Consider the following 22,797-nt stretch of genomic DNA (forward strand, 5'->3'; position numbering starts at 1 on the left):
GTTCAATGTTTCGGACGATTGTAACGCGCTCGCTACAATACGCGCACAACCACTCACGCAAGTTGCAGACCAGTTAGACATGCCAGAGTTGCCAGAAGTTGAGGTTACCCGACGGGGAATCGAACCGTATGTGTCCGGCCGCAAGGTTGAGCGCGTCGACATCCGCACGCCCGCGCTGCGCTGGCCGATTCCGGCCGAGCTTGCTAAAACCTTGCGCGGCCATGTAGTCCGTAAGGTCGAGCGGCGCGGCAAGTATCTGCTGTTCGAAATCGACTCGGGCTGGTTCATTGTGCATCTTGGCATGACTGGCACGCTGCGCGTGCTGCGTCACGTGCCGCATCCGCCCGCTGCGGCAAAACACGATCACGTGGACTGGATTTTCGACGAATTCATTCTGCGCTATCGCGATCCCCGGCGCTTCGGCGCGGTGCTCTGGCATTCGCGTGAAGCCGGCGACGTGCTCGCGCATCCGCTGCTCGCCGGACTCGGCGTGGAGCCGTTTTCGCCGGCATTCTCCGGGGCGCTGATGCATCGTCTCACGCGCGGCCGCAAGGTGTCGGTGAAGCAGGCACTGCTGGCCGGGGAGATCGTGGTCGGTGTGGGCAATATCTACGCGTCGGAAAGTCTGTTTCGCGCCGGCATCCGGCCGACCACGGCGGCGGGCCGTGTTTCGCTGGTGCGCTACGACCTGCTCGCCGACGCCGTGCGCGTGACGCTCGCCGCCGCGATCGAGAAGGGCGGCAGCACGCTGCGCGATTTCGTCGGCAGCAATGGTGAAAGCGGGTATTTCCAGCTCGACTATTTCGTCTATGATCGCGCGGGGCTGCCGTGCCGCGTGTGTGGAACGCCGATCAAACAGATCGTGCAGGGGCAGCGCTCCACGTATTTCTGTCCCACCTGTCAGCGTTAATTCCTCAATGCCTTCTCGTCTAACACCGCGTGCGAGTTCATCCGCTGCGCCCCAAGCTGCTTTCCCGGTCATGTCTGATTTTTCCGCGCGGCTGATCGCGTGGCAACGTCAGCACGGGCGTCACGATCTACCGTGGCAGAACACGCGCGATCCGTATCGCATCTGGCTGTCGGAAATCATGTTGCAGCAGACCCAGGTGTCGACGGTGATTCCGTACTACGCGAAGTTTCTCGCGCGGTGTCCCGATGTCGCCGCGCTCGCCGCCGCGCCGGTCGACGACGTCATGGCGCTGTGGGCCGGCCTCGGTTACTACACGCGTGCGCGCAATCTGCATCGTTGCGCGCAAACCGTCGTCGAGCGGCATGGCGGCGAGTTTCCGGCGTCGGTCGAAGAACTGGCGGAGTTGCCGGGCATTGGCCGTTCGACGGCGGCGGCGATCGCGTCGTTCGCGTTCGGCGCGCGTGCGACGATTCTCGACGGCAATGTGAAGCGCGTGCTGGCGCGGGTGTTCGGCGTCGAAGGTTTTACCGGCGAAAAGAAAGTCGAAAACGCGATGTGGACGCTGGCGGAATCGCTGCTGCCGCTCAACGCGTCGGACGACGAAGTCAGCGCCTACACGCAAGGTCTGATGGATCTCGGCGCGACGCTGTGCGTGCGCGGCAAGCCGGATTGCTTGCGCTGCCCGTATGCCGTGGACTGCGTGGCCAACGTGACGGGACGTCAGCGAGAACTGCCCACGGCGCGTCCGAAGAAAACCGTGCCGACGCGTCGCACCTGGATGCTGGTGCTGCGCGACGGCAACGCGGTGATGCTGGAGAAGCGGCCGCCGTCGGGCATCTGGGGCGGCTTGTGGAGCTTGCCCGAAGCGGCCGACGAAGCGGCGCTCGCCGAGCGTGCGCGCGCGTTCGGCGGCGACGGCGCGGTCTCGCCGCTGGCGCCGCTCACGCATGTGTTCACGCACTTCAAGCTGGATATCGAGCCGCGCCTCGCCGAGTTGGATCGCACGGCCGGCGTACCGGCCGCGCTTGGCGACGCCGACACCGCGTGGGTCGCGCTGAGCGATCTGGATTCGTTCGGTGTGCCGGCGCCGGTGCGCAAGCTGCTGGACGGCTTGCAGGGTTCGTTGATCTGATCAAACGTCCACGCAGGCGGTGGTGTTAGCGCCTGGTTCGCAGCGTATTCAAAGCAGTTGATGCTGCTGCATGTAGTGATGAACCACATCGATCCGTGCGCCGGCGTCCTGCAACTCCATCAATTTCTGACGCGCACGCAACGCGATCGGCAGCACTTCAGCGAGCCGGTTCGACACCCAGGAAGGATCTTCGAGCCTGAACGGCTCGGCGAACGGCAGGCTGTCGGCGTCCCGTTCGCGGATCGTCGCGATGATGCGTTCGAGCACTTCCGCACACGCGCCGAATTTGGCCAGCAGTTCATTGCCTTCCAGCGGCATGTCTTCGCCGAGCGGTTCGGCCATGCCGACCAGCAAGCCATTGTGTTCCACCCGATGCGACAGCAGCCGGAAGCGCCGCGTGCCGCGTGCGCGGATCAGCAGCATGCCGAAGGCTTCGACGTCGCACTCTTCGATTTCCGCCAGACAGCCGATTGCTTCGGGTACCGAAGGCTCCTGCTCACGCGCGACCTCGGCGCCGCTTTTCAGCAGACACACGCCGAACGGCGTTTTCTCGCGCAGACAGTCGCGCGCCATGTCGAGATAGCGCGCTTCGAAGATCTTCAACGGCAGCAGGCCGTCGGGAAACAGCACCGTATGCAGCGGAAACAGCGGCACATCGGCAAGCACAGTAGAAGTAGAAGACATGGCGCAACGCTTCGAGTTAAGGCCGCGCGATGCGGCCGATTAAGCCACTAACTTCGATGATGCGCTGGCGTCGACCGGCGCATCGCGGTGCCGCACAATGACATTCGCCGAGGCTGCGAGACGCGCGGCAAGCGTCTCCGCGATAAACACCGAACGGTGCTGGCCACCCGTGCAACCAATCGCGACGGTTAGATAACTACGATTGTCGTCGCGGAAATGCGGGAGCCATTTGGCAAGAAACTTCTCGATGTCATCGATCATTTCATGCACGACCGGTAACGCATCGAGAAAATCCATCACCGGTTTGTCGAGGCCCGTTAGAGGCCGCAATTCGTGATCGTAATACGGGTTCGGCAGCGTGCGTACGTCGAAGACGAAATCGGCGTCGAGCGGCACGCCGCGCTTGAAGCCGAACGACTCGAACATCAGCACGAGCCCGGCATCTTCCTGCTCGATGAAACGCTTGACCCACGCGCGCAACACGTTCGCGCGCAGATTGCTGGTATCGATCTGATGGCCAAATTCCGCCAGACCCGAGACGAATTCGCGTTCACGTTCGATCGCTTCCGCGAGCGAGGTGAGCAGGCCGACGTCCGCGTCGTGCGCGGTGGAACCGGACAGCGGATGGCGGCGGCGTGTTTCGGAAAAGCGCTGGATCAGCGACTGCGTGCTGGCGTTCAGGAAGAGGACGCGCACGTCGTGAGCGCGCGACAGGTCGCGGATCATGGCGGGCATGTCGTCGAGCGAGGCGCTCGACCGCGCGTCGATCGCGACCGCGAGGCGGTCGTGCCCGCCTTCGGCGAGGTACGACGCCAGTTGCGGCAGGAAACGCGGCGGCAAATTGTCGACGCAGTAATAGCCCGCGTCTTCAAGCGCGTTCAAGGCGACTGACTTGCCGGAGCCGGATATACCGGTGATCAGGATTATGCGCATGGAATCGTCAAAACCGTACATTTCATCATAGCATCTGGTCCCCATGCTCGTACCCTGCGGCCTGCCGTAGGCAGCGGGTGCGGCATGGTGTCGCGGACTCAGATCAGTTTGCCGGGAAACTGGCTGTCGGGGTCCTGCATCGCGAGGCGCTGCCGGTCCATGAAGTCGCGCAGCGTGTCGATGCCGCGCAGTTGCAGGATCGTGTTGCGCACCGCGGCCTCGACCAGCACCGCGAGATTTCGGCCGGCCGCCACCTGAATCGTGACCTTGCTGATCGGCAGGCCGAGGACGTCGACGGTTTGGCTTTCCAGCGGCAGGCGCTGGAATTCGCCGTCAGGACGGCGCACCAGTTGCACGATCAGCTTCAGCTTCATTTTTCGCCGCACGGCGGTTTCACCGAAAATCGTCTTGATGTCGAGCAGGCCGAGGCCGCGTACTTCGAGCAGGTTTTGCAGCAGCGGCGGGCAGCGTCCCTCGACGAAGTCCGGACCGAGGCGCACGAAATCCACGGCGTCGTCGGCAACGAGGCCATGGCCGCGGCTGATCAACTCCAATCCGAGTTCGCTCTTGCCGAGGCCCGAGTCGCCGGTGAGCAGCACGCCCATACCGAGAATGTCGAGAAACACGCCGTGCAGCGTGGCGCGGGGCGCGAGAATGCGCGACATGTACAAACGCAGGCTGTCGATCACCGCGGCGGCGGACATCGGCGTGGTGAACAGCGGCGTGGACGAGCGCGTGCAGCGCAGCACCAGTTCCGGCGGCGCGGCAACGCCACCCGCCACCACCAGGAAAGGTGGCTCCAACGCGATCAGCTCGGCCATGTGGCGCGAGCGGTCTTCGTCGGTTTGGCGCTTGTAGTAGTCGATTTCGGCGTCGCCGAGCACCTGGATCCGGTTCGGGTGGATCAGGTTCAAGTGGCCGACAAGGTCGGCGCTCGACGTGGCATTGGCGACCGATTCCGAAGAAAAGCCGCGCTCCCAGCCTTCATGCCCCGTCAGCCAGCTCAGTTTCAGCATGGCGGCGTTGTCGTCGAAAATGCTCTGGGCGTTGATGCTGGACGTATCCATGAGTCAGTGACTCCAGTGTGGACCGCTAGCCCGGCAACCGGGCGGCCGCATAAACGCGGTCCGCTCGCGTTGCGAGACCTTACCCGCGCGCGGATGGCCACCGCGCATGCGGATCAGCGGCGTGCGGATAACCGCCGCTACATCAAGGTTGCCACTGAGTGAGCAGGCGATGCAATGATTCGCGGTCTTCTTCCGTGTGCAGGCGCTCGCGGGCTTCGCGATCGGACAGCAACTGGGCGATTTCCGAAAGAATTTCGAGGTGCTGCTGGGTGGCCTGTTCGGGCACGAGCAGGAAGATCAGCAGCGAAACCGGCTGACCGTCGGGCGATTCGAAGGGGATGGGATCGGCCAGGCGGACGAACGCGGCGAGCGGCTGCTTCAAGCCTTTGATCCGGCCATGCGGAATCGCGACGCCTTCGCCGAGCCCCGTCGATCCGAGGCGCTCACGCGCAAACAGATTGTCAGTGACCGTGCTACGGGCTATGCCGTTCTGGTTCTCGAAGATCAGGCCCGCTTGCTCGAATACACGTTTCTTGCTGGTGACCGATAGTCCGACGACGACGTTCTCGAGGGGAAGAAATTTGGCTAAACGATTCATGTTGACAGGCGAAAACGTGGCCTGGTTTCTCCTCGCTGGGGCGTTTGATTGGCGTTCCATTCGTTCGATGCTCGCGGCGACGTGCGTTGGAGTCCGAAAGCACAAGACTCCTGCCGACTTCCGTTAGCGCTGGCTTGACCCCGATGGTAACCGGAACATTATAGAACAGGGTGGCAACAGATGGTGCGGCGCGCCATCGATGCGCGACGGGTTTTTGAAGGATCGTTCGACGCCACACGATTCTCGCGGAAAAAGCGCTCGCGCAACGAAAAACCGCCCGGTCTCGGGCGGTTTGGCTAGGTTAGGGAATATGAAGCGGCGCTTCTAATTTGCCCTATTGCGGCGGCACGTCAATTTGCGGCGCCGGCTGATACTTGATCGCCTCGTGCGCATGGCCTTGCAGACGATCCTTGTGGCGTATCACCTGTCGGTCAAGCTTGTCGATCATCAGATCGATCGCAGCGTAGAGGTCGCTGTCACAGCTCTCGACAAAGATGTCCTTGCCTTTCAGATGCAGGTTGATTTCAACCTTTTGACGCTTTTCCTTTTCCTTATGGTTGTCGACCGAGAGGACCACACTGCCGTCGATTACCTGATCGAAATGTCTTAGCACCCTATCCAGTTTGGTGATCACGTATTCGCGCAACGCAGGCGTTACTTCGAGGTGGTGTCCACTGATCTGCAGATTCATAGTGCTTCTCCAAGCTAATGGCCGCTTGTTCCGCACGATGACGTAGGTCCGGTCGATCTGTCGGCTTGCCTGAGTCGCCCCCCGGTGACTGACTTCTGGCAGGTCGCATCGGCCGGCCTGTCCGCCAACTGCGGAGCGGCCGGTAAATGCCCGCCACGGAAGGCGACGGGCTACAGAGACTTGCGCAGGTTGACTGCCGGAATCTTTAGTGCTTCGCGATACTTCGCCACGGTGCGGCGCGCGACCACGAAGCCCTGTTCCGCCAGCAGTTCGGCTATGCGGCTGTCTGAAAGAGGAGATTTCGGGTTTTCCGCTCCTATCAGTTGCTTGATGAGCGCACGGATCGCCGTTGAAGACGCCGCGCCGCCCGTGTCGGTCGAAACGTGTGATCCGAAGAAGTACTTAAATTCAAGCGTCCCGAATGGGGTCAGCATGTATTTACCGGTTGTCACACGCGAGACAGTTGACTCGTGTAGGCCTAGCGTATCAGCTATTTCCCGCAAGACCAAGGGGCGCATAGCAATTTCGCCGTGGACAAAAAAGCTCTTCTGACGTTCCACAATAGCTTGCGCGACCCGCAGGATGGTCTCGAAACGCTGCTGGATATTTTTGATCAGCCAGCGTGCTTCCTGCAGTTGCTGGCGCAACGAACCGCTACCCGGATCGCCCCGGTTATTGCGCAGAATATTGGCGTACAGATGGTTGATGCGCAGCTTTGGCACGACTTCCGGATTCAGTTCGGCCTGCCAACCCTGCGCCGTTTTGCGCACCATGATGTCGGGCACCACGTAGTCCGCTTCGGCTTTGCCGTAGGCGGCGCCCGGGAACGGCTCGAGCGAGCGGATCAGCACGTGCGCGTCGCGCAGGTCGTCGTCGTTCGCCTTCAGGTGTTTGCGCAGACGCGTGAAGTCGCGCGCCGCTAGCAGTTCCAGATGGTGGGCCACGATGTCGAGCGCGAGCGTGCGCGTAGGCGACGTGTCGAGGCGCAGCAATTGCAGCTTCAGACATTCCGACGCGGAGCGCGCGCCCACGCCCGCCGGGTCGAAGCTATGCAGCAGCGCGAGCGCGGCATTCAGTTCGTCGGTGTCGACTTCGAGCTCGTCGGGCAGATCGGCCAGCACTTCGTCGAGCGTGGCGGCGAGGTAGCCGTCGTCGTCGAGCGATTCGATCAGAAACGTGATCAGCGCGCGGTCGCGTTGACTCGCCTGGGTCACGCGCAATTGCGCCATCAGATGGTCGCGCAGCGAAGTGCTGGATTCGTGAATTTGCAGCGGCGGTAAATCGTCGTCGTCCGACGCATTGCCGGAGCGGCCGTAGTCGTCGAGGTTCCATTGCGACGCGTCGCCGTTGCTGTCGCCCGAGAGGCCGTTGTATTCGTCCACGCCCTGCGGCTCGCCGTTTTCGGCGCGCTCGCTGCTACTGGACGATGACGACGTATTGCCGCCCATCTGGTCGGGCGGCGCCGACGAATTGGGCGCTTGCGTGATCAGCGAGCCGTCCGCCGCCACGCGCAACGGGCTCGCGATCCAGTCGTCCTCGTTTTCGAGGAGCGGATTCTGCGAGATCGCCATTGCGACTTCCTGCTGCAGTTCGAGCGTAGACAGCTGAAGCAGCCGGATGGACTGCTGCAGTTGTGGCGTCAGCGCAAGATGCTGCGATAGGCGGAGTTGGAGGCTGGCTTTCATGGCAAGTTGAGTTTCATTGTAGAGAGTTTGCCACGACCGCGATACATTGCGACATTCGCAATTACGCGTGCGCCCGTTTTCGGCGGCGCCGGGCGCGAATGGCCCGGGTCAGGATGCTGATGTGCGGTTGCCGCAAAGGGACCGGCGTATGCGCGTTGGCATAGCCGGGATGTCCCTTGTGGGCTTACATGCGGAAGTGCTCGCCCAGATAGACGCGCCGCACGCTTTCGTTTTCGATGATGTCGCTCGGCGCACCGGCGGCCAGCACGCTGCCGTCGCTGATGATATACGCGTGATCGCAGATGCCGAGCGTTTCGCGCACGTTGTGATCGGTGATCAGCACGCCGATATTGCGCTGCTTCAGAAATTTAACGATCTTCTGGATTTCCAGCACCGCGATCGGGTCGACACCCGCGAATGGTTCGTCGAGCAGAATAAAGCTCGGATTGGTGGCCAGCGCGCGTGCGATTTCAACCCGGCGACGTTCGCCACCCGACAGCGACAGCGCCGGATTCTGGCGCAAATGCGCGATCTGCAATTCGTCGAGCAACGCTTCCGTACGGCTCGTGATGGTGTCTTTGCTGAGCCGCTTGCCGTTGTCTTCATGCTGCAATTCCAGCACGGCACGAATGTTTTCTTCGACGGTGAGCTTGCGGAATACCGAAGCTTCCTGCGGCAGATACGACAAGCCTAGCGAAGCACGTTTATGGATGGGCAGCAGGCTGATCGACTTGCCGTCCAGATCGATTTCACCGGCGTCGAGCGGCACGAGGCCGACGATCATATAAAACGAGGTCGTCTTGCCGGCACCGTTCGGGCCGAGCAAGCCGACCACTTCGCCGCTTTTCACGTCGAGCGACACGTCTTTGACGACCGTGCGCGAACCATAGCGCTTCTTCAGATTGCGTACGACCAGCGAACTGCTGGTACCGGCCGGCTTGCGATTGGGGAGAGACGCGGAGGTGCTCACTGATTCGGCGCTCCCTGGATCGAGTTGGACGGCGTGAGCGTGGCCGATGCACCGTTCAGCGGCGCGGCGCCGCCATTGCGCGGCGACAGCATGGCGCGCACGCGGCCGCTCGGATTACCCGGACCGGCAACATCCTTGCCCGCCTTCGCGGTGTAGAAGTCGTTCTGGCCGTCATAGGTAATCACGCTGCCGTGCACCTGGTCCATCACAGTGGCGAGGCCCTGCAGACGCTTCACCGTTGCATTCGTGGTGAGCGTGGTCAGGTCCTGCTTGCCGTCGTAGTCGATGCGGATCGCCGTGCCTTCGATGTACTCGTCGAGGCCTTCACGCTTCTGGCGGAAATACGACAGATTGCCACCGCTCGACGTGCCCGTGGCGTACTGATAGCCCTGCGGGTCTTGCGTCACTTCGACGCGATCGGCCTTGATCACGATCGTGCCTTTGGTGGCGACCACGTGGCCGGTGAAGATGTTGACCTGCTTGAGGTCGTCGTAAGTCATGTTGTCCGCTTCGATGTTCAGCGGCTTGTCCTTGTCGGCGCGGTCCGCGTGCGCAAGCGGCGCGAAGCCGGCGAGCGGCAACGCGACGAGCAGCGCAGCGAGTCCGGCACGCCACGCGGACAAAGCGCGCGAGCGGCCGGTATCAAAACGGGGGAACGATTCGTTCATGCAGTCACGCCTGGAATAGATTACCCGGGTTGCTTGGGCGAGCTGCCACCGGCTTCGGACGGCGCGATCGCGCCTTTCACGTTGCCGAACAGCTGCATCACCCGGGTGACGTTGTTGTAATTCATGCCGCTGGCAGTCATCACCGACATGCCGCGCTGAAGTTTAACCGGCTTTTCAGTCTCGATCACATCGTCGTTGACCAGCACCTTAAAATGCTCCGAATCCGCCTGCATCTGCGGATCGCCGTAGCCAGGCGCCCGCAGAATGCGCGCATTGCCGTACAGGTCGACGATCGAGGCGTCACCGTTCACCTTGCCGGTGTCGCCGGTCGCGGTGACGATCGGCTTGCCGGGCTGGAAGGCACGCATGGCCGGCTTGACGAGGTCGCTCAGTTCGTCGTCTTCGTAGTGAATCAGCGATTGAGCGGTCAGGCGGTATTGCGTCGAGCCCGACTGATCGAGTTCGGACACCGAGAAGTTGTCCGCGAAGTAGTCGGGTGTGTGCTCCTTGGGGCGCACCAGGTTTTCGTTCTGTCGCGGCAAGGTGGCTTGCAGCAGCCACCAGGTGATACCGGCGAGCGCGGCCATGGCCACGAGAGGGATCAGCGAAGTCAGGCGAAACTGGTTCATCCGACGAGGCCTCGCTGTTCGCCGCTACAGGCTGCCGCGAGCAGCGCTTCATATTTGTGCTGGGCGCGCAGCAGCGTGTCGACGACTTCACGGGCCGCGCCGTGGCCGCCGCGTGCTTCGCTCACCCAATGCGCGCGTGCGATCACTTCGGGATGCGAGTTGGCGGGCGCCGCGGCGAAGCCGACCTTCAGCATGACCGCGAGATCGACCCAGTCGTCGCCCATGTAGCCGCATTCTTCCGCCGTCAGGCCGGTTTGCTGGAGCAGATCCGCGAAGGCCGCCGGTTTGTCCTGCACGCCTTGATAAACATGCGTGACGTTCATTTCTTTCGCCCGCACCGCCACGATGCCCGACTTGCGCCCGGTGATGATCGCCGTGTCGATACCGGCCTGGCGCAGCAGCTTCATGCCGTGGCCGTCCATCGAGTGGAAGCCTTTCATCGTGTCGCCTTCCGCCGTGAACAGCAGGCCGCCGTCGGTCAGTACACCATCGACGTCGAAAATCATCAGCTTCACGCGGCTTGCGCGTTCGGTAGCGGTCACAGGGGCGATGGCCATCAGATCACCTTCTTCGAAAACAGGTCGTGCATGTTGAGTGCGCCGATCAGCTTGCCTGCTTCGTCGACGACCAGCATCTGATTGATGCGGTGGCGCTCCATCAGTTCCACGGCTTCCACCGCGAGGTGATCGGGGCCGATGGTGCGCGGACCGGCAGTCATGACCGAGGCGATCGACAGGCCGCGGAAATCGCCGTCGCGTTCGAGCACGCGGCGCAAGTCGCCGTCGGTGAAGATACCGGCAACACGGTCGTCGCGATCGACGATCGCGGTCATGCCCATGCGTTTGGCGGTCAACTGGAACAGCGCGTCGCGTACGGTGGCCTCGGGCGTGACTTTCGGCACCTGGTCGCCCGTGCGCATCACGTCGCGGACATAAGTGAGCAGGCGCCGGCCGAGTGCGCCGCCCGGATGCGAGCGCGCGAAGTCGTCGCGGCCGAAACCGCGTGCGTCGAGCACCACGACCGCGAGCGCGTCGCCGAGCGCGAGCGCGGCGGTGGTGCTGGCCGTGGGCGCAAGATTCATCGGACAGGCTTCTTTCGCCACCGCGGAATTCAGGTGCACGTCGGCCAGTTGTGCGAGACTCGACGACGGACGTCCCGTCATCGCGATCAGCTTCGCGCCCAGCCGCTTGATGAGCGGCAGGATCGCCACGAGTTCTTCGGTTTCGCCGGAATTGGACAGCGCGATGAAGACGTCGTCGGCCGTGACCATGCCGAGGTCGCCGTGACTGGCTTCCGCGGGATGCACGAAGAACGCCGGCGTGCCGGTGCTGGCGAGCGTGGCCGCGAGCTTGCGCGCCACGTGGCCGGATTTGCCGATGCCGGAAACGACCACGCGGCCACGGCAGCCCAGGATGAAATCGACCGCCCCGACGAAGCCATCGTCGAGTTGATCGCGAAGCGCGCGCACGGCGTCCGCTTCGATGTCGAGCACGTCACGAGCGAGCGTGAGTGCCCGGTCGCCATTGATTTTCGCTATCATTCGCGGAGTATAGCAAAGGCGCTTGTTCGCCGCGCCGGGCCTGCTGTGCCAAGCCGCTGCCTTTATTGCTGTTTTTTACGGCCCCTCAACCTTGTCGCACGGCGTTTTGCGTGCGCGGTTCCGCTGACGAACGAGGACGCTTTACCGATGCGTTTTTGCCGATGATTTCCCCCCTCGAAATGACGCTGTTCCTGCTGCTGGCATCGGTGGCGGGCGTGGTGATCTTTCGCTTCCTGAATCTTCCGCCGATGCTCGGCTATTTGTCGGTGGGGATCGTCGTCGGGCCGCATGCGTTCGGTTTGATCCCTGACTCGGCCGGTGCGCAGAACCTCGCCGAATTCGGCGTGGTGTTCCTGATGTTTTCGATCGGGCTGGAGTTTTCGCTTGCCAAGCTGCGCTCCATGCGCCGGCTCGTGTTCGGTCTCGGCCTGTTGCAGGTGATCGGCACGATCGCGGTGGCGGTCACGCTCGGCTTCGTGCTGGAGCGCTGGGTGCATATCACGTGGCAGGCGAGCGTGGCACTGGGCGGCGCGCTGGCCATGTCGTCGACGGCGATCGTCAGCAAGATGCTGGCGGAGCGGCTCGAAATCGAAACCGAGCATGGCCGCAATATCTTCGGCGTGCTGCTGTTCCAGGATCTGGCGGTCGTGCCGCTGTTAATCGTGATCGCGGCGCTCGGCGGCGATTCGAAAGACCTGGTGAGCGCGCTCGGCCTCGCGTCGATCAAGATCGTCGTGGCTCTCGCGCTGCTGCTGATCGTCGGGCAGCGCTTCATGACGCGCTGGTTCAATGTGGTCGCGCGGCGTCGATCGCAGGAACTGTTCATTCTCAATCTGCTGCTGGTCACGCTCGGCTCGGCGTTCATCACGGACAAATTCGGTTTGTCGCTCGCGCTCGGCGCGTTTATCGCCGGCATGTTGATCGCCGAGACGCCGTACCGGCATCAGGTGGAAGAGGACATCAAGCCGTTTCGCGACGTGCTGCTGGGGCTCTTCTTCGTCACCACCGGCATGTTGCTGAATCCGCGCGTGATCTGGGAGCATCCGTTTATCGTGCTCGGCTTCCTGATCGGGCCGATCGTGCTGAAGGCGGTGATGGTGACGGGGCTGTCGCGCCTCTTCGGCGCGTCGCCGGGCGTCGCGATGCGCACCGGGATTGGCCTCGCGCAAGCCGGCGAGTTCGGCTTCGTGCTGCTGAATCTGATTCTCGACAAGCATCTCGTCGACGCCACGTTGCTGCAGGCGATTCTCGCGGCGATGCTGCTGTCCATGCTCGCCGCGCCGTTCCTGATCCAGAACGCCGACCGGATCGTGCTGCGTTTGTCGTCCACGGAATGGATGATGCAGTCGTTGCAAATGACGCGCATCGCCACGCAGAGCCTGAAGCAGAGCGGTCACGTCATCATCTGCGGATACGGCCGGGCCGGGCAGAATCTGGCGCGCATGCTCGAACACGAAGGGCTCTCGTACGTGGCGCTCGATCTCGACCCCGATCGCGTGGCGGCGGCCGCGGCGGCCGGCGAATCGGTCGTGTTCGGCGACGCCGGGCGGCGCGAGTCGCTGCTCGCCGCCGGTATCCATCGCGCGGCCGCGATTGCGATTACCTACGCGAATACACCGTCCGCCTTGCGCGTGCTGCACAACATTCACGAACTTGAGCCGACGCTGCCGGTGATCGTGCGTACCGTCGACGACGCCGATCTGGAAAAGCTGCTGGCCGCCGGCGCGACCGAGGTGATTCCGGAAATCGTCGAAGGCAGTCTGATGCTGGCGTCGCACACGCTGGTGGTGATGGGCGTGCCGATGCGGCGTGTGGTGCGGCGGGTCGAGGAAATGCGCGACGAACGCTATGCGCTGCTGCGCGGTTATTTCCACGGCGCCGACGACGTGGAAGACGACGACGGCCACGAACAGGTGCGGCTACAATCGGTCCCGGTCGACGAAAATGCCGACGCCGTGGGCCGCACGCTCGCCGAACTGGGCCTGTTCGAACTGGGCGTCGAAGTGACGGCGATTCGCCGGCACGGCATTCGCGGCGTCGAGCCGGACCCGTCCACCAAGCTGCGCGCGAGCGACATCGTGGTGTTGCGCGGGTTGCCCGAGCAGTTGGCGAGCGCCGAGGAACGATTGTCGAAGCACCGCCGCGCGGGCGCCGCGGCGGCGTAGGCGCAGCGTGAGGCGGGAACGCCGACGCCACGCCTGTGCCACGATCCCACCCGGGCCTGCCCGATTTCGCTTTTCATCGGACCTGACGAGGTCCATCCGGAGACACCATGTCCAACGCGCTCCCGAGCGCGCCGCTCGATGCGGCCGACTACATCAAAAGCCACATTCGCACGGTGCCCGACTGGCCGCAACCGGGTGTGCAGTTCCGCGACATCACGCCGCTGCTGCAGGAGCGCAAGTCGCTGCGCGTGTTGATCGATCTGTTCGTGCAGCGCTATATCGACGCGAAGCTCGACTACATTGCCGGGCTCGATGCGCGCGGCTTCATCATCGGGCCGATTCTCGCGTATGAGCTGAACCTCGGCTTCATTCCGATCCGCAAGGCCGGCAAGCTGCCGTACAAGCGGGTCGCGCAATCGTACGAACTCGAGTACGGCAGCGCGACCGTCGAGATTCACGAGGATGCCTGCAAGCCGGGCGACCGCGTCGTGATCGTCGACGATCTAATTGCCACGGGCGGCACGATGCTGGCCGGCAAGATGCTGCTCGAGCGGCTCGGCGCGGTCGTCGTGGAAGGCGCGGCGATCGTCGATCTGCCTGAACTCGGTGGCTCGAAGCTGCTGCGCGACGGTGGCCTGCCGCTTTATACGGTGACCGGATTCGACGGTCATTGAGCGGTTTTAACAAATCTGCCGCGAAGCGTGCCTCGCCTCGTGCGTTGAACCAGTTTCTTTCCTGAACACCATCACGAAGGTCAGAACGATGCCGAACTTCCTGCTGTTTCTCGCCACGTCGATCGCGATCACCATGGCGCCCGGCCCGGACAATCTGCAAGTCCTCGCGCGCGGCATTTCCCAAGGCCGCGCGGCGGGTCTCGTCGCCGCACTCGGTTTCGCGGCCGGCATTACGTTTCACACCACGCTGGCCGCGCTCGGCGTCGCTGCGCTGCTGCGTTCGTCGCCGGTTGCGTTCGAGGTCATCAAGCTGGCCGGCGCCGCGTATCTGGTCTGGATCGGCATCAAGGCGCTGCGCAGCCAGGGCCTCGCGACCGCGCACGAACGCGCGCCGCAGCCGTTGTCGACCGTGTTTCGCCAAAGCGTGCTCGGCAATCTGCTGAACCCGAAGGTGACGTTGTTCTTTGTCGTGTTTCTGCCGCAATTCGTGAAGCCGAACGGCACGCAAAGCGTCACGCTGCAAATGCTCGAACTCGGCGTGCTGTTCATGTTGCAGACCGTGGTGGTGTTCTCGCTGTTCGGCGTGTGCGCGGGAATGATAGGCGGCTGGTTGAAGCGCCGGCCGCGTGTGGGCGTGTGGCTCGATCGGCTGGCGGGCGCCACGTTCATTGCGATTGGAATTCGTGTCGCGCTGCGCGATTGAACCCAGTTAGTTTGGAGTTTTGCATGACTTTGCCTGCCCTCATCGCCGCGCGCCGCTTCGATCCGCGCGCGCATCTGCCGTTCTGGATCGACGCCGAACAGGTCGGCTGGATTCGTTCGAGCGATGTGTCCTTGCTCACGCGCTGGCCCGATGTGTTCGAGATCGACAGCAAGCGCGTGACGCTCACGGCCACGTTCAATACCGTCGATCTGCGCAGCGCGGCGCTCGCTTCCGTGATCGGCGCGCTCGCTGCCGAAGGCCGCATTCCTGGCTGGCGCAACGAAACCTACGCGATCCGCAATGCGTTCGACGCGCCGCCGCTCGCGTATATCGAACGCGCGGCATCGCGCTTCTTCGGCACGCAGACGTACGCGGTGCATCTGAACGGCGTCGTAGAATATGCGGATGGCGGTGCGCCGCAGTTGTGGATCGCGCGCCGCAGCGACACCAAGGCGACCGATCCGGGCATGCTCGACAATGTCGTCGCGGGCGGGATCGGCTGGGGCTTCGGCGTCGAGGCGACGATCGTCAAGGAATGCTGGGAGGAAGCCGGCATTCCCGAGGAAATCGCCGCGCGCGCCACGGCAGGTCGCACCGCGCATGTGCTGCAATCGTTGCCGGAAGGCACGCAGGCCGAACAGATTTTCATCTATGACCTTGCGCTGCCTGCCGATTTCACGCCGCGCAATCAGGACGGCGAAGTGGGCGAGCACCGCCTCGCACGCATCGACGAAGTCGCGCGCTGGATCGAAGAAGACGCCATGACGGTCGACGCGAGTCTGGCTACGCTGGACTGCTTGCTGCGCCGCCGCTGGATCGACGAAGAAGCGTGCGCCGGTATCGAAGTCCTGTTCACGCCGCCGGTGCTTGCATAAGATAGATGCTCGCGCCGCGTGGCGCGGCCCATGCACGCTGCGCCGGACATCCTCTCGGGGACGCTGCATCGAGCCGCATACACTGAATAAATCACGCATTGAAGAAGGGAGTCATCCAGGTCATGTCGACCGATCACAGCTTTATTCTCAAACTGTCGTGCGCCGACCGGCCCGGCATCGTCCATGCGGTGTCGGGCTTTCTGTTCGAGCGCGGCAGCAATATCCTCGACTCCGCGCAGTTCGGCGACAGCCGCACTGGCGAGTTCTTCATGCGCGTGCATTTTCAGCAGGTGGGCGGCGATCCGGGTCTGGAGGCGCTGCGCGCGTCGTTCGTGACGCTGGCCGAACAGTTCGGTATGCGTTGGGAGTTGCATGACGCGTCGGTGAAGCCGCGCGTGGTCATCATGGTGTCGAAGATCGGCCATTGCCTGAACGATCTGCTGTTCCGCTATCGCACCGGCCAACTGGGTATCGAGATTGCGGCCATCATCTCGAACCACAAGGAGTTTTATCAACTCGCCGCGAGCTACGACGTGCCGTTCCATCACTTCCCGCTGATGGGCGCCACGCCCGACGCGAAGGCCGCACAGGAAGCACGCGTGCTCGAGGTGATCAACGAGCATCAGGCCGACCTGGTGGTGCTCGCGCGCTACATGCAGATTCTGTCGCCGACAATGTGCGAAGCGCTGGCCGGCCGCGCGATCAACATTCACCACTCGTTCCTGCCGAGCTTCAAGGGTGCGAAGCCGTATTACCAGGCGTTCGACCGCGGCGTGAAACTGATCGGCGCGACCGCCCATTACGTGACAACGGATCTCGACGAAGGTCCTATCATCGAGCAGGAAGTGGAGCGCGTGGACCACAGCATGACGCCCGAGCAACTCACGGCGATCGGCCGCGACGTCGAATGCGTGACGCTCGCACGTGCGGTGAAGTGGCACGTGGAGCACCGCGTCGTGTTGAACGGCAGCAAGACGGTGGTGTTTCGCTAGACGCAGTTGAGATGTTGGCTGTGGGCGAGATGGCGGTTAAGCGCCGCTTTCGTCTGCAACACTGCCTTCAACTCAGGTAACAAAAATGCGCCGGATGATTCCGGCGCATTTTTTTGAGCAGGCTAGGCTGCGGAGCGGCCCGAGTCCCGCGAGACGTCCGCGTTCCGTGTGTTTCGTGCGTTTTGTGACGAACGGCGGCGCGCATTCAGCTTCTTCAGCCAGATCAGCAATCCGGTCGCGCTCAGCACGGCGACCGCAATACCGAGCGCACTGATCAGAATCCGTCCGCCCAGGCCGAGAATGCGTCCGGAATGCAGCGGGAATTGCACCTGCGTGAAGATATCCCCGGCCGTGCCCTTGCCCGGAATCAGCTTGCCGAGCGGCTTGCCGGTGGCGGCGTCCCAATACATCCACGGGTTGCCGAAGCCGATATCGCCGTGGTCGTTGCCGGGCGTGTAAAAGCCCACGCCGTAGGCGTGCAGGAATTCCGCGTAGTAGATGCCGCCCGGCGGCGCCTTCAGGTTCTGCGCTTTGCCGGCCTGTTCGGCCAGTTGCACGATGTGCGCGCGGCTCAACACGGGGTCGCCGGGTTGCGGCTGGCGCAGGATTTCCGGGTTATCGATCGGATTCGGCGTGAGCTTCGAGAACATCGACACCACCGGCCGTACGACCGGTCCGGAGAGATTCATCGATATCGAGGTCACCGCGACTATCGCCAGCAATCCCCAGATCCAGACGCCGCCGGAGCGGTGCAGATCGAAGGTGAGCGCGTAGCCGCCGCGCTTCAGGCGAAACGCGAACGACTTGCGCCACGCCTTTAAACTCGGAAACGACAGCCACAGCGCGATCACACTATCGAACAGCCAGACGATGCCGACGATGCCCATCAACCACGTGCCGGTATCGATGCTGCCCATGAACGGCAGTTGCAGCGTGTAGTGAAATTTGTAGATGAACGGGATCAGGTTGATCCGCGCGAGCGAGACGACGCCCCATTCGCGGCGGCCCTGGATTTCGCCGGTGGCGGGGTCGACAGCGATTTGGGTGAAGTCGAGTGGGTAGGGCTGTCTGGTCGCGGGATCGATGCGCGGCAGCACCATCATCTGCAACGTGTGGCCGGGCTCGGCGACGAGCGGCAGATAGGTGACCTGCAGACGCGGGTCCGCGGCTTCCACGCGGCGCGCCAGTTCAAGCCCCGACAGCGCTGGCGCATGGGTACGTGCGTTGAAGAACGATGGATTCAGCGCGGCATCGAGTTCATGGTCCCACGCGATGATCGCCCCCGTGAGGCCGGCCATGAATAGAAACAACGCGGTGGCGACGCCGAACCAGCGATGCAGACGAACGAACTGGCGCCTCATGGGCAAGCCGGCGGGACGAGGGGAAACGGCGGGCGGACTATCACGGCGAAGACGGGTGTAAATAGGAATTGTTCGCATCTTACGGGAAACTTGCAGCGGGCGGCAAGTTTCCCGTCGATGCGTCGGGCAATAAAAAAGCGGCACCGAAGAAGTGCCGCTATCTGTTGCATCCACCGCCTTGCGTGGCGGCCCAGCCGCCACGCGAACCCGCCTCAAACCAGCCGCAGATAAATCAGTTCCCGCTTGATATAAGCGTAGAAAATCGGCGCGGCGACCACGCCGGGAATGCCGAACGCGGCTTCCATCACCAGCATCGCGATCAGCAGTTCCCACGCGCGCGCCTCGATCTGGCCGCCGACAATGCGCGCGTTCAGGAAGTACTCGAGTTTGTGAATCAGGATCAGGAACACGAGCGACATGACCGCCGCCGGGAAACTCACCGACAGCGCCACCGCGACGATGATGGTGTTCGAGATCAGATTGCCGATCACCGGCAGCAAGCCGACGATAAACGTGACCAGCACCAGCGTTTTCGACAGCGGCAGCGTGTCGTGGAAGATCGGCAGGATCACCAGCAGGAAGATGCCGGTGAACACCGCGTTGATCGCGGAGATCTTCACCTGCGCGAACACGATGCGGCGAAACGCGTCGGCAAAACGCGTGACGCGCGTGACGAACGCGGTGGACAGCGGTAGCCGGTTCATATGCTTCTGTGCGCCGACCGCGATGATCGCGCCGATGATCATGCCGATCAGAATATGCGTAAACGCGCGCGCCGCCGTTTTGCCGCTTTGCGACAGCATGTTGGCATGCGTTGTCATCAGCTCGGTGGCGCGGGTCTTCATCTGCTCGGTGTCGACCGGCAGATAGTTGGCGATGAACTGCGGAATCCGGCCACGTGCCTCGTCGACGAGTTGCATGGCCTGGTCGAGCAGGTTCTGCACGCTCGGTACGTCGTTCTCGAAATGCGCGATGATGCCGAGCGTGAGCCCGGTCAACGCGCCCACGATCACCACCGACAAAAACACCACCGCGAGCCAGCGAGCCCGCTTGCTCGACATATGGCGCTCGATGCGCGGCGCAATGGTATGCACGAGCTGGAACACCAGCAGCCCGGCGAGCAACGCGCCGAGCAGCCTCAGTTCGATCACCGCCCACATGCCGAACAGCATCAGCGCATAACTGCCGATTTCGACCGCCGACAGTTTCGGCAGGCTCATGTCGCTAGTCAGCCTGACCGGGCGTGGGCGTAGGTCCTGCACTTGCCCGTCGTCGCGCGCCTGATTCCGCTTGGCCATGGCTTATTCCGTCTCCAACCCGTGAGGTGCAGCGTTACTTTTTGCTGGCAGCCCGCTTCAGCAAGGGCGCCAGATACTTTCCGGTAAAACTTGCCTTCGACTTCGCCACTTGCTCCGGCGTGCCTTGGGCAATGATCTGACCGCCACCCGCACCGCCTTCCGGACCGAGGTCGATGACCCAGTCGGCAGTCTTTATTACATCGAGATTATGCTCGATGATCACGACAGTATTACCTTGGTCGCTTAACCGATGGATCACTTCCAGCAGCAGGGCGATATCGTGAAAGTGCAGGCCGGTGGTCGGCTCGTCGAGAATGTATAGAGTGCGACCCGTGTCGCGCTTGCTCAGTTCCAACGATAGTTTGACCCGCTGCGCCTCGCCGCCCGACAGCGTGGTGGCCGACTGACCCAGGCGGATATAGCCCAGACCCACGTCCAGCAAGGTTTTCAGCTTGCGCGCGACGACCGGCACCGGCTTGAAGAACTCGTAGGCGTTCTCCACCGTCATGTCGAGCACTTCGCTGATGTTCTTGCCTTTGTATTGAACGTCCAGCGTTTCGCGGTTGTAGCGCTTGCCGTGGCAGACGTCGCAAGGCACGTACACGTCCGGCAAAAAGTGCATCTCGACCTTCAGCACGCCGTCGCCCTGGCAGGATTCGCAGCGGCCGCCCTTGACGTTGAACGAGAAACGGCCCGGATCGTAGCCGCGTTCTTTTGCCGCGGGCACGCCCGCGAACAGTTCGCGGATGGGCGTGAAGAGGCCTGTGTAAGTGGCGGGATTCGAGCGCGGCGTGCGGCCGATCGGCGACTGGTCGACGTTGATGACCTTGTCGAAATGCTCGAGGCCTTCGATCGACTCATACGGCGCCGGCTCCGTGGACGAACCATACAGGTGATGCGAGACCGCGTGGTACAGCGTGTCGTTGATCAGCGTCGACTTGCCCGAGCCGGACACGCCGGTCACGCAGGTGAGCAGGCCGACCGGCAGATCCAGCGTCACATGCTTCAGGTTGTTGCCGTACGCCTCGACGATGCGCAGACGCCGTTCGTCCGGCTGCTTGCGCTCGTCCGGATACTCGATGTTGCGCGTGCCGGACATGTACTGGCCGGTCATCGACGCCGGGTTCGCCTGCACCTGTTTCGGCGTGCCTTCGGCGATCACCATGCCACCGTGTTCGCCGGCGCCCGGTCCCATGTCGACCACGTAATCGGCCATGCGGATCATGTCTTCGTCATGCTCGACGACGATCACCGAATTGCCCAGGTCGCGCAGATGCTTGAGCGTGGCGATCAGCCGGTCGTTGTCGCGCTGATGCAGGCCGATGGACGGCTCGTCCAGCACATACATCACGCCGGTCAGGCCCGAGCCGATCTGCGACGCGAGCCGAATGCGCTGCGCCTCGCCGCCCGACAGCGTTTCCGCGCTGCGTTCGAGCGACAGGTAATCGAGCCCGACATTGTTCAGGAACATGAGCCGCGCGACGATTTCCTTGACCACCTTGTCGGCGATTTCGCGCTTCGAGCCTTCCAGACGCAGCGTCTGGAAATAGCCGAGCGCGTCGCGCAACGGCCAGCCGCTGATTTCGAAGATGCCGCGTGCGTCGCTGTCCGCGCCGATCCGCACGAAGCGCGCTTCGCGGCGCAGGCGCGTGCCGGCGCAAGCGGGGCAGGGCTGGTTGTTCTGATATTTCGCGAGCTCTTCGCGCACCGCGACCGAATCGGTCTCGCGGTAACGCCGCTCCAGGTTCGGGATGATCCCTTCGAATACGTGCTCGCGCACCGACGTGCGGCCGCGTTCGTTGATGTACGAGAACGGAATTTCCTGCTTGCCCGAACCGAACAGCAGGATCTTGCGGACCTTCTCCGGCAGATCTTCGACCGCCATGTCGATGTCGAACTCGTAGAACGCCGCGAGACTCTGCAGCATCTGGAAGTAGAACTGGTTGCGCCGGTCCCAGCCCTTCACCGCGCCGGCCGCGAGCGACAGCGACGGATGCGCGACCACCCGCTTCGGATCGAAGAAGGTGATCTGGCCGAGGCCGTCGCATTCCGGGCACGCGCCCATCGGGTTATTGAACGAGAACAGCCGCGGCTCCAGTTCCTGCAGCGAATACGAGCAGATCGGGCAGGCGAACTTCGAACTGAACAGCTTCTCTTTGTCGGTGTCCATTTCGAGCGCGATCGCGCGGCCGTCGGCGAGGCGCAGCGCCGTTTCGAACGATTCGGCGAGACGCTGCTTCATGTCCGGGCGCACCTTCAGACGGTCGACCACGACGTCGATGGTGTGCTTGTCGTTCTTTTTCAGCTTCGGCAGCGCGTCGACTTCATAGATCTTCGCGACGCCTTCATTTGCGGTGCCGCCGCCCGAGCGCACGCGGAAACGGATAAAGCCCTGCGCCTGCATTTCCTCGAACAGTTCGACGTGTTCGCCCTTGCGGTCGGCCACGACCGGCGCGAGGATCATCAGCTTCGTTTCTTCGGGCAACGCGAGCGCCGCGTCGACCATTTGCGAGACGCTTTGCGCCTCCAGCGGGATTTCGTGATCCGGGCAATACGGCGTGCCGACCCGGGCGAACAATAGCCGCAGATAGTCGTGAATTTCGGTGACGGTGCCGACCGTGGAGCGCGGATTGTGCGAGGTCGCTTTCTGCTCGATCGAGATTGCCGGCGAGAGGCCTTCAATCAGATCGACGTCCGGTTTTTCCATCAATTGCAGGAACTGGCGCGCATAGGCCGAAAGACTTTCGACGTAGCGCCGCTGTCCTTCCGCATAGAGCGTGTCGAACGCCAGCGACGATTTGCCCGAGCCCGAAAGGCCCGTAATGACGACGAGCTTGTGACGTGGAAGATCGAGGTTGACGTTCTTCAGGTTGTGGGTGCGAGCCCCACGAATACGGATTTGTTCCACGGATTTATTCCATGAACTGGCGGAAAGAGGAAGGGGCTAAACCTGCTACTATAACGACTTTTCAAGACCGCCGTTACGGCTTCCTGACAGGCTGAAGAAGCACTGAGGCAAGCTGTAAGGCAGCGGTTCAGCGCCGCGGGGAAGAGGTCTAACTGGGGCCGTTCCTCGTGAGTACAAGGCACCGCGAGGCGTCAGTGGGAATGCTGCAAGGCCGTCGGCTCGAACGCCGCGCCGCATGCGTCCCGCCGTCCCACGGTAAGCCGCCCGCTGGTGGCCGCCCTTCGGCGGTGTGCCCGCCCCGCTCATTCAAAGAA

General features: G+C 62.9%; 21 protein-coding genes. 7 read left to right on the forward strand and 14 right to left on the reverse strand.

The annotated features are described in order from the left end of the window. Positions 1–79 precede the first annotated feature (79 nt). Complete coding sequence (gene mutM, locus B0G83_RS29330; RefSeq protein ID WP_105510883.1) at positions 80–910, forward strand: bifunctional DNA-formamidopyrimidine glycosylase/DNA-(apurinic or apyrimidinic site) lyase; 831 nt, start codon at positions 80–82, stop codon at positions 908–910. Between the two features lie 7 nt (positions 911–917). Beyond that, positions 918–2,042 (forward strand): A/G-specific adenine glycosylase, encoded by a 1,125-nt coding sequence (mutY, locus tag B0G83_RS29335; RefSeq protein ID WP_374954950.1) that lies wholly within the window; start codon positions 918–920, stop codon positions 2,040–2,042. A 48-nt stretch (positions 2,043–2,090) separates the two neighbouring features. Here the strand turns inward: mutY and B0G83_RS29340 are convergent, their stop codons facing one another. The 11 genes from B0G83_RS29340 to kdsD all read right to left on the reverse strand — a co-directional run bounded on the left by B0G83_RS29340 (position 2,091) and on the right by kdsD (position 11,507). Continuing rightward, positions 2,091–2,726 (reverse strand): LON peptidase substrate-binding domain-containing protein, encoded by a 636-nt coding sequence (locus B0G83_RS29340; RefSeq protein WP_035553568.1) that lies wholly within the window; start codon positions 2,724–2,726, stop codon positions 2,091–2,093. Positions 2,727–2,765: 39 nt separating this feature from the next. Next, positions 2,766–3,659 carry an RNase adapter RapZ gene (gene rapZ / locus B0G83_RS29345; RefSeq protein WP_105510885.1) on the reverse strand — a complete coding sequence of 298 codons (894 nt, stop codon included), beginning with the start codon at positions 3,657–3,659 and terminating at the stop codon, positions 2,766–2,768. Between the two features lie 98 nt (positions 3,660–3,757). Continuing rightward, positions 3,758–4,726, reverse strand: coding sequence for an HPr(Ser) kinase/phosphatase (gene hprK / locus B0G83_RS29350; RefSeq protein ID WP_012431656.1), 969 nt, complete (start codon positions 4,724–4,726; stop codon positions 3,758–3,760). Between the two features lie 142 nt (positions 4,727–4,868). Then, positions 4,869–5,384: a PTS sugar transporter subunit IIA gene (locus B0G83_RS29355; protein ID WP_105510886.1), complete on the reverse strand. Its 516-nt coding sequence runs from the start codon at positions 5,382–5,384 to the stop codon at positions 4,869–4,871. Positions 5,385–5,658: 274 nt separating this feature from the next. Continuing rightward, positions 5,659–6,015 carry a ribosome hibernation-promoting factor, HPF/YfiA family gene (hpf, locus tag B0G83_RS29360; protein ID WP_105510887.1) on the reverse strand — a complete coding sequence of 119 codons (357 nt, stop codon included), beginning with the start codon at positions 6,013–6,015 and terminating at the stop codon, positions 5,659–5,661. Between the two features lie 170 nt (positions 6,016–6,185). Beyond that, a complete protein-coding gene (locus B0G83_RS29365; RefSeq protein ID WP_105510888.1) occupies positions 6,186–7,700 on the reverse strand; it encodes an RNA polymerase factor sigma-54 in 1,515 nt (504 codons plus the stop codon). A gap of 184 nt (positions 7,701–7,884) precedes the next feature. Then, positions 7,885–8,670, reverse strand: coding sequence for an LPS export ABC transporter ATP-binding protein (lptB, locus tag B0G83_RS29370; protein ID WP_105510889.1), 786 nt, complete (start codon positions 8,668–8,670; stop codon positions 7,885–7,887). Continuing rightward, on the reverse strand, positions 8,667–9,338 hold the full coding sequence (gene lptA / locus B0G83_RS29375) for a lipopolysaccharide transport periplasmic protein LptA (protein WP_105510890.1): 672 nt from the start codon (positions 9,336–9,338) through the stop codon (positions 8,667–8,669). The genes lptB and lptA overlap by 4 nt, the downstream gene beginning before the upstream one ends. A gap of 20 nt (positions 9,339–9,358) precedes the next feature. Beyond that, positions 9,359–9,967, reverse strand: coding sequence for an LPS export ABC transporter periplasmic protein LptC (lptC, locus tag B0G83_RS29380; protein WP_105510891.1), 609 nt, complete (start codon positions 9,965–9,967; stop codon positions 9,359–9,361). Continuing rightward, entirely contained in the window at positions 9,964–10,524 is a 561-nt protein-coding gene (locus B0G83_RS29385) for an HAD family hydrolase (RefSeq protein ID WP_035553550.1), read from the reverse strand. Before B0G83_RS29385 ends, lptC begins: the two co-directional genes overlap by 4 nt. After that, the gene (gene kdsD / locus B0G83_RS29390) at positions 10,524–11,507 is read right to left on the reverse strand and encodes an arabinose 5-phosphate isomerase KdsD (protein WP_105510892.1); all 984 of its coding nucleotides are present in this window, start codon (positions 11,505–11,507) and stop codon (positions 10,524–10,526) included. The genes B0G83_RS29385 and kdsD overlap by 1 nt, the downstream gene beginning before the upstream one ends. A gap of 161 nt (positions 11,508–11,668) precedes the next feature. Here kdsD and B0G83_RS29395 point away from each other — a divergent pair, with 161 nt between their 5' ends. The 5 genes from B0G83_RS29395 to purU all read left to right on the forward strand — a co-directional run bounded on the left by B0G83_RS29395 (position 11,669) and on the right by purU (position 16,916). After that, positions 11,669–13,672, forward strand: a complete 2,004-nt coding sequence (locus tag B0G83_RS29395) for a cation:proton antiporter (protein ID WP_105510893.1) — start codon at positions 11,669–11,671, stop codon at positions 13,670–13,672. A 107-nt stretch (positions 13,673–13,779) separates the two neighbouring features. Next, positions 13,780–14,346: an adenine phosphoribosyltransferase gene (locus tag B0G83_RS29400; RefSeq protein ID WP_105510894.1), complete on the forward strand. Its 567-nt coding sequence runs from the start codon at positions 13,780–13,782 to the stop codon at positions 14,344–14,346. An 88-nt stretch (positions 14,347–14,434) separates the two neighbouring features. After that, complete coding sequence (locus tag B0G83_RS29405) at positions 14,435–15,049, forward strand: LysE family translocator (protein ID WP_105510895.1); 615 nt, start codon at positions 14,435–14,437, stop codon at positions 15,047–15,049. A gap of 23 nt (positions 15,050–15,072) precedes the next feature. Then, positions 15,073–15,924 carry a DUF4743 domain-containing protein gene (locus B0G83_RS29410; protein WP_105510896.1) on the forward strand — a complete coding sequence of 284 codons (852 nt, stop codon included), beginning with the start codon at positions 15,073–15,075 and terminating at the stop codon, positions 15,922–15,924. A gap of 122 nt (positions 15,925–16,046) precedes the next feature. Next, the gene (gene purU, locus B0G83_RS29415; protein WP_105510897.1) at positions 16,047–16,916 is read left to right on the forward strand and encodes a formyltetrahydrofolate deformylase; all 870 of its coding nucleotides are present in this window, start codon (positions 16,047–16,049) and stop codon (positions 16,914–16,916) included. Positions 16,917–17,038: 122 nt separating this feature from the next. Here the strand turns inward: purU and B0G83_RS29420 are convergent, their stop codons facing one another. From B0G83_RS29420 to uvrA, 3 genes are all read right to left on the reverse strand, one after another. Then, entirely contained in the window at positions 17,039–18,277 is a 1,239-nt protein-coding gene (locus B0G83_RS29420; RefSeq protein ID WP_105510898.1) for a PepSY domain-containing protein, read from the reverse strand. Positions 18,278–18,489: 212 nt separating this feature from the next. Continuing rightward, the gene (locus B0G83_RS29425) at positions 18,490–19,575 is read right to left on the reverse strand and encodes an AI-2E family transporter (RefSeq protein WP_105510899.1); all 1,086 of its coding nucleotides are present in this window, start codon (positions 19,573–19,575) and stop codon (positions 18,490–18,492) included. A gap of 34 nt (positions 19,576–19,609) precedes the next feature. Then, a complete protein-coding gene (uvrA, locus tag B0G83_RS29430; RefSeq protein WP_105510900.1) occupies positions 19,610–22,483 on the reverse strand; it encodes an excinuclease ABC subunit UvrA in 2,874 nt (957 codons plus the stop codon). Positions 22,484–22,797 lie beyond the last annotated feature (314 nt).

It is taken from the genome of Paraburkholderia sp. BL21I4N1, assembly GCF_002973525.1.
Lineage (GTDB): Bacteria > Pseudomonadota > Gammaproteobacteria > Burkholderiales > Burkholderiaceae > Paraburkholderia.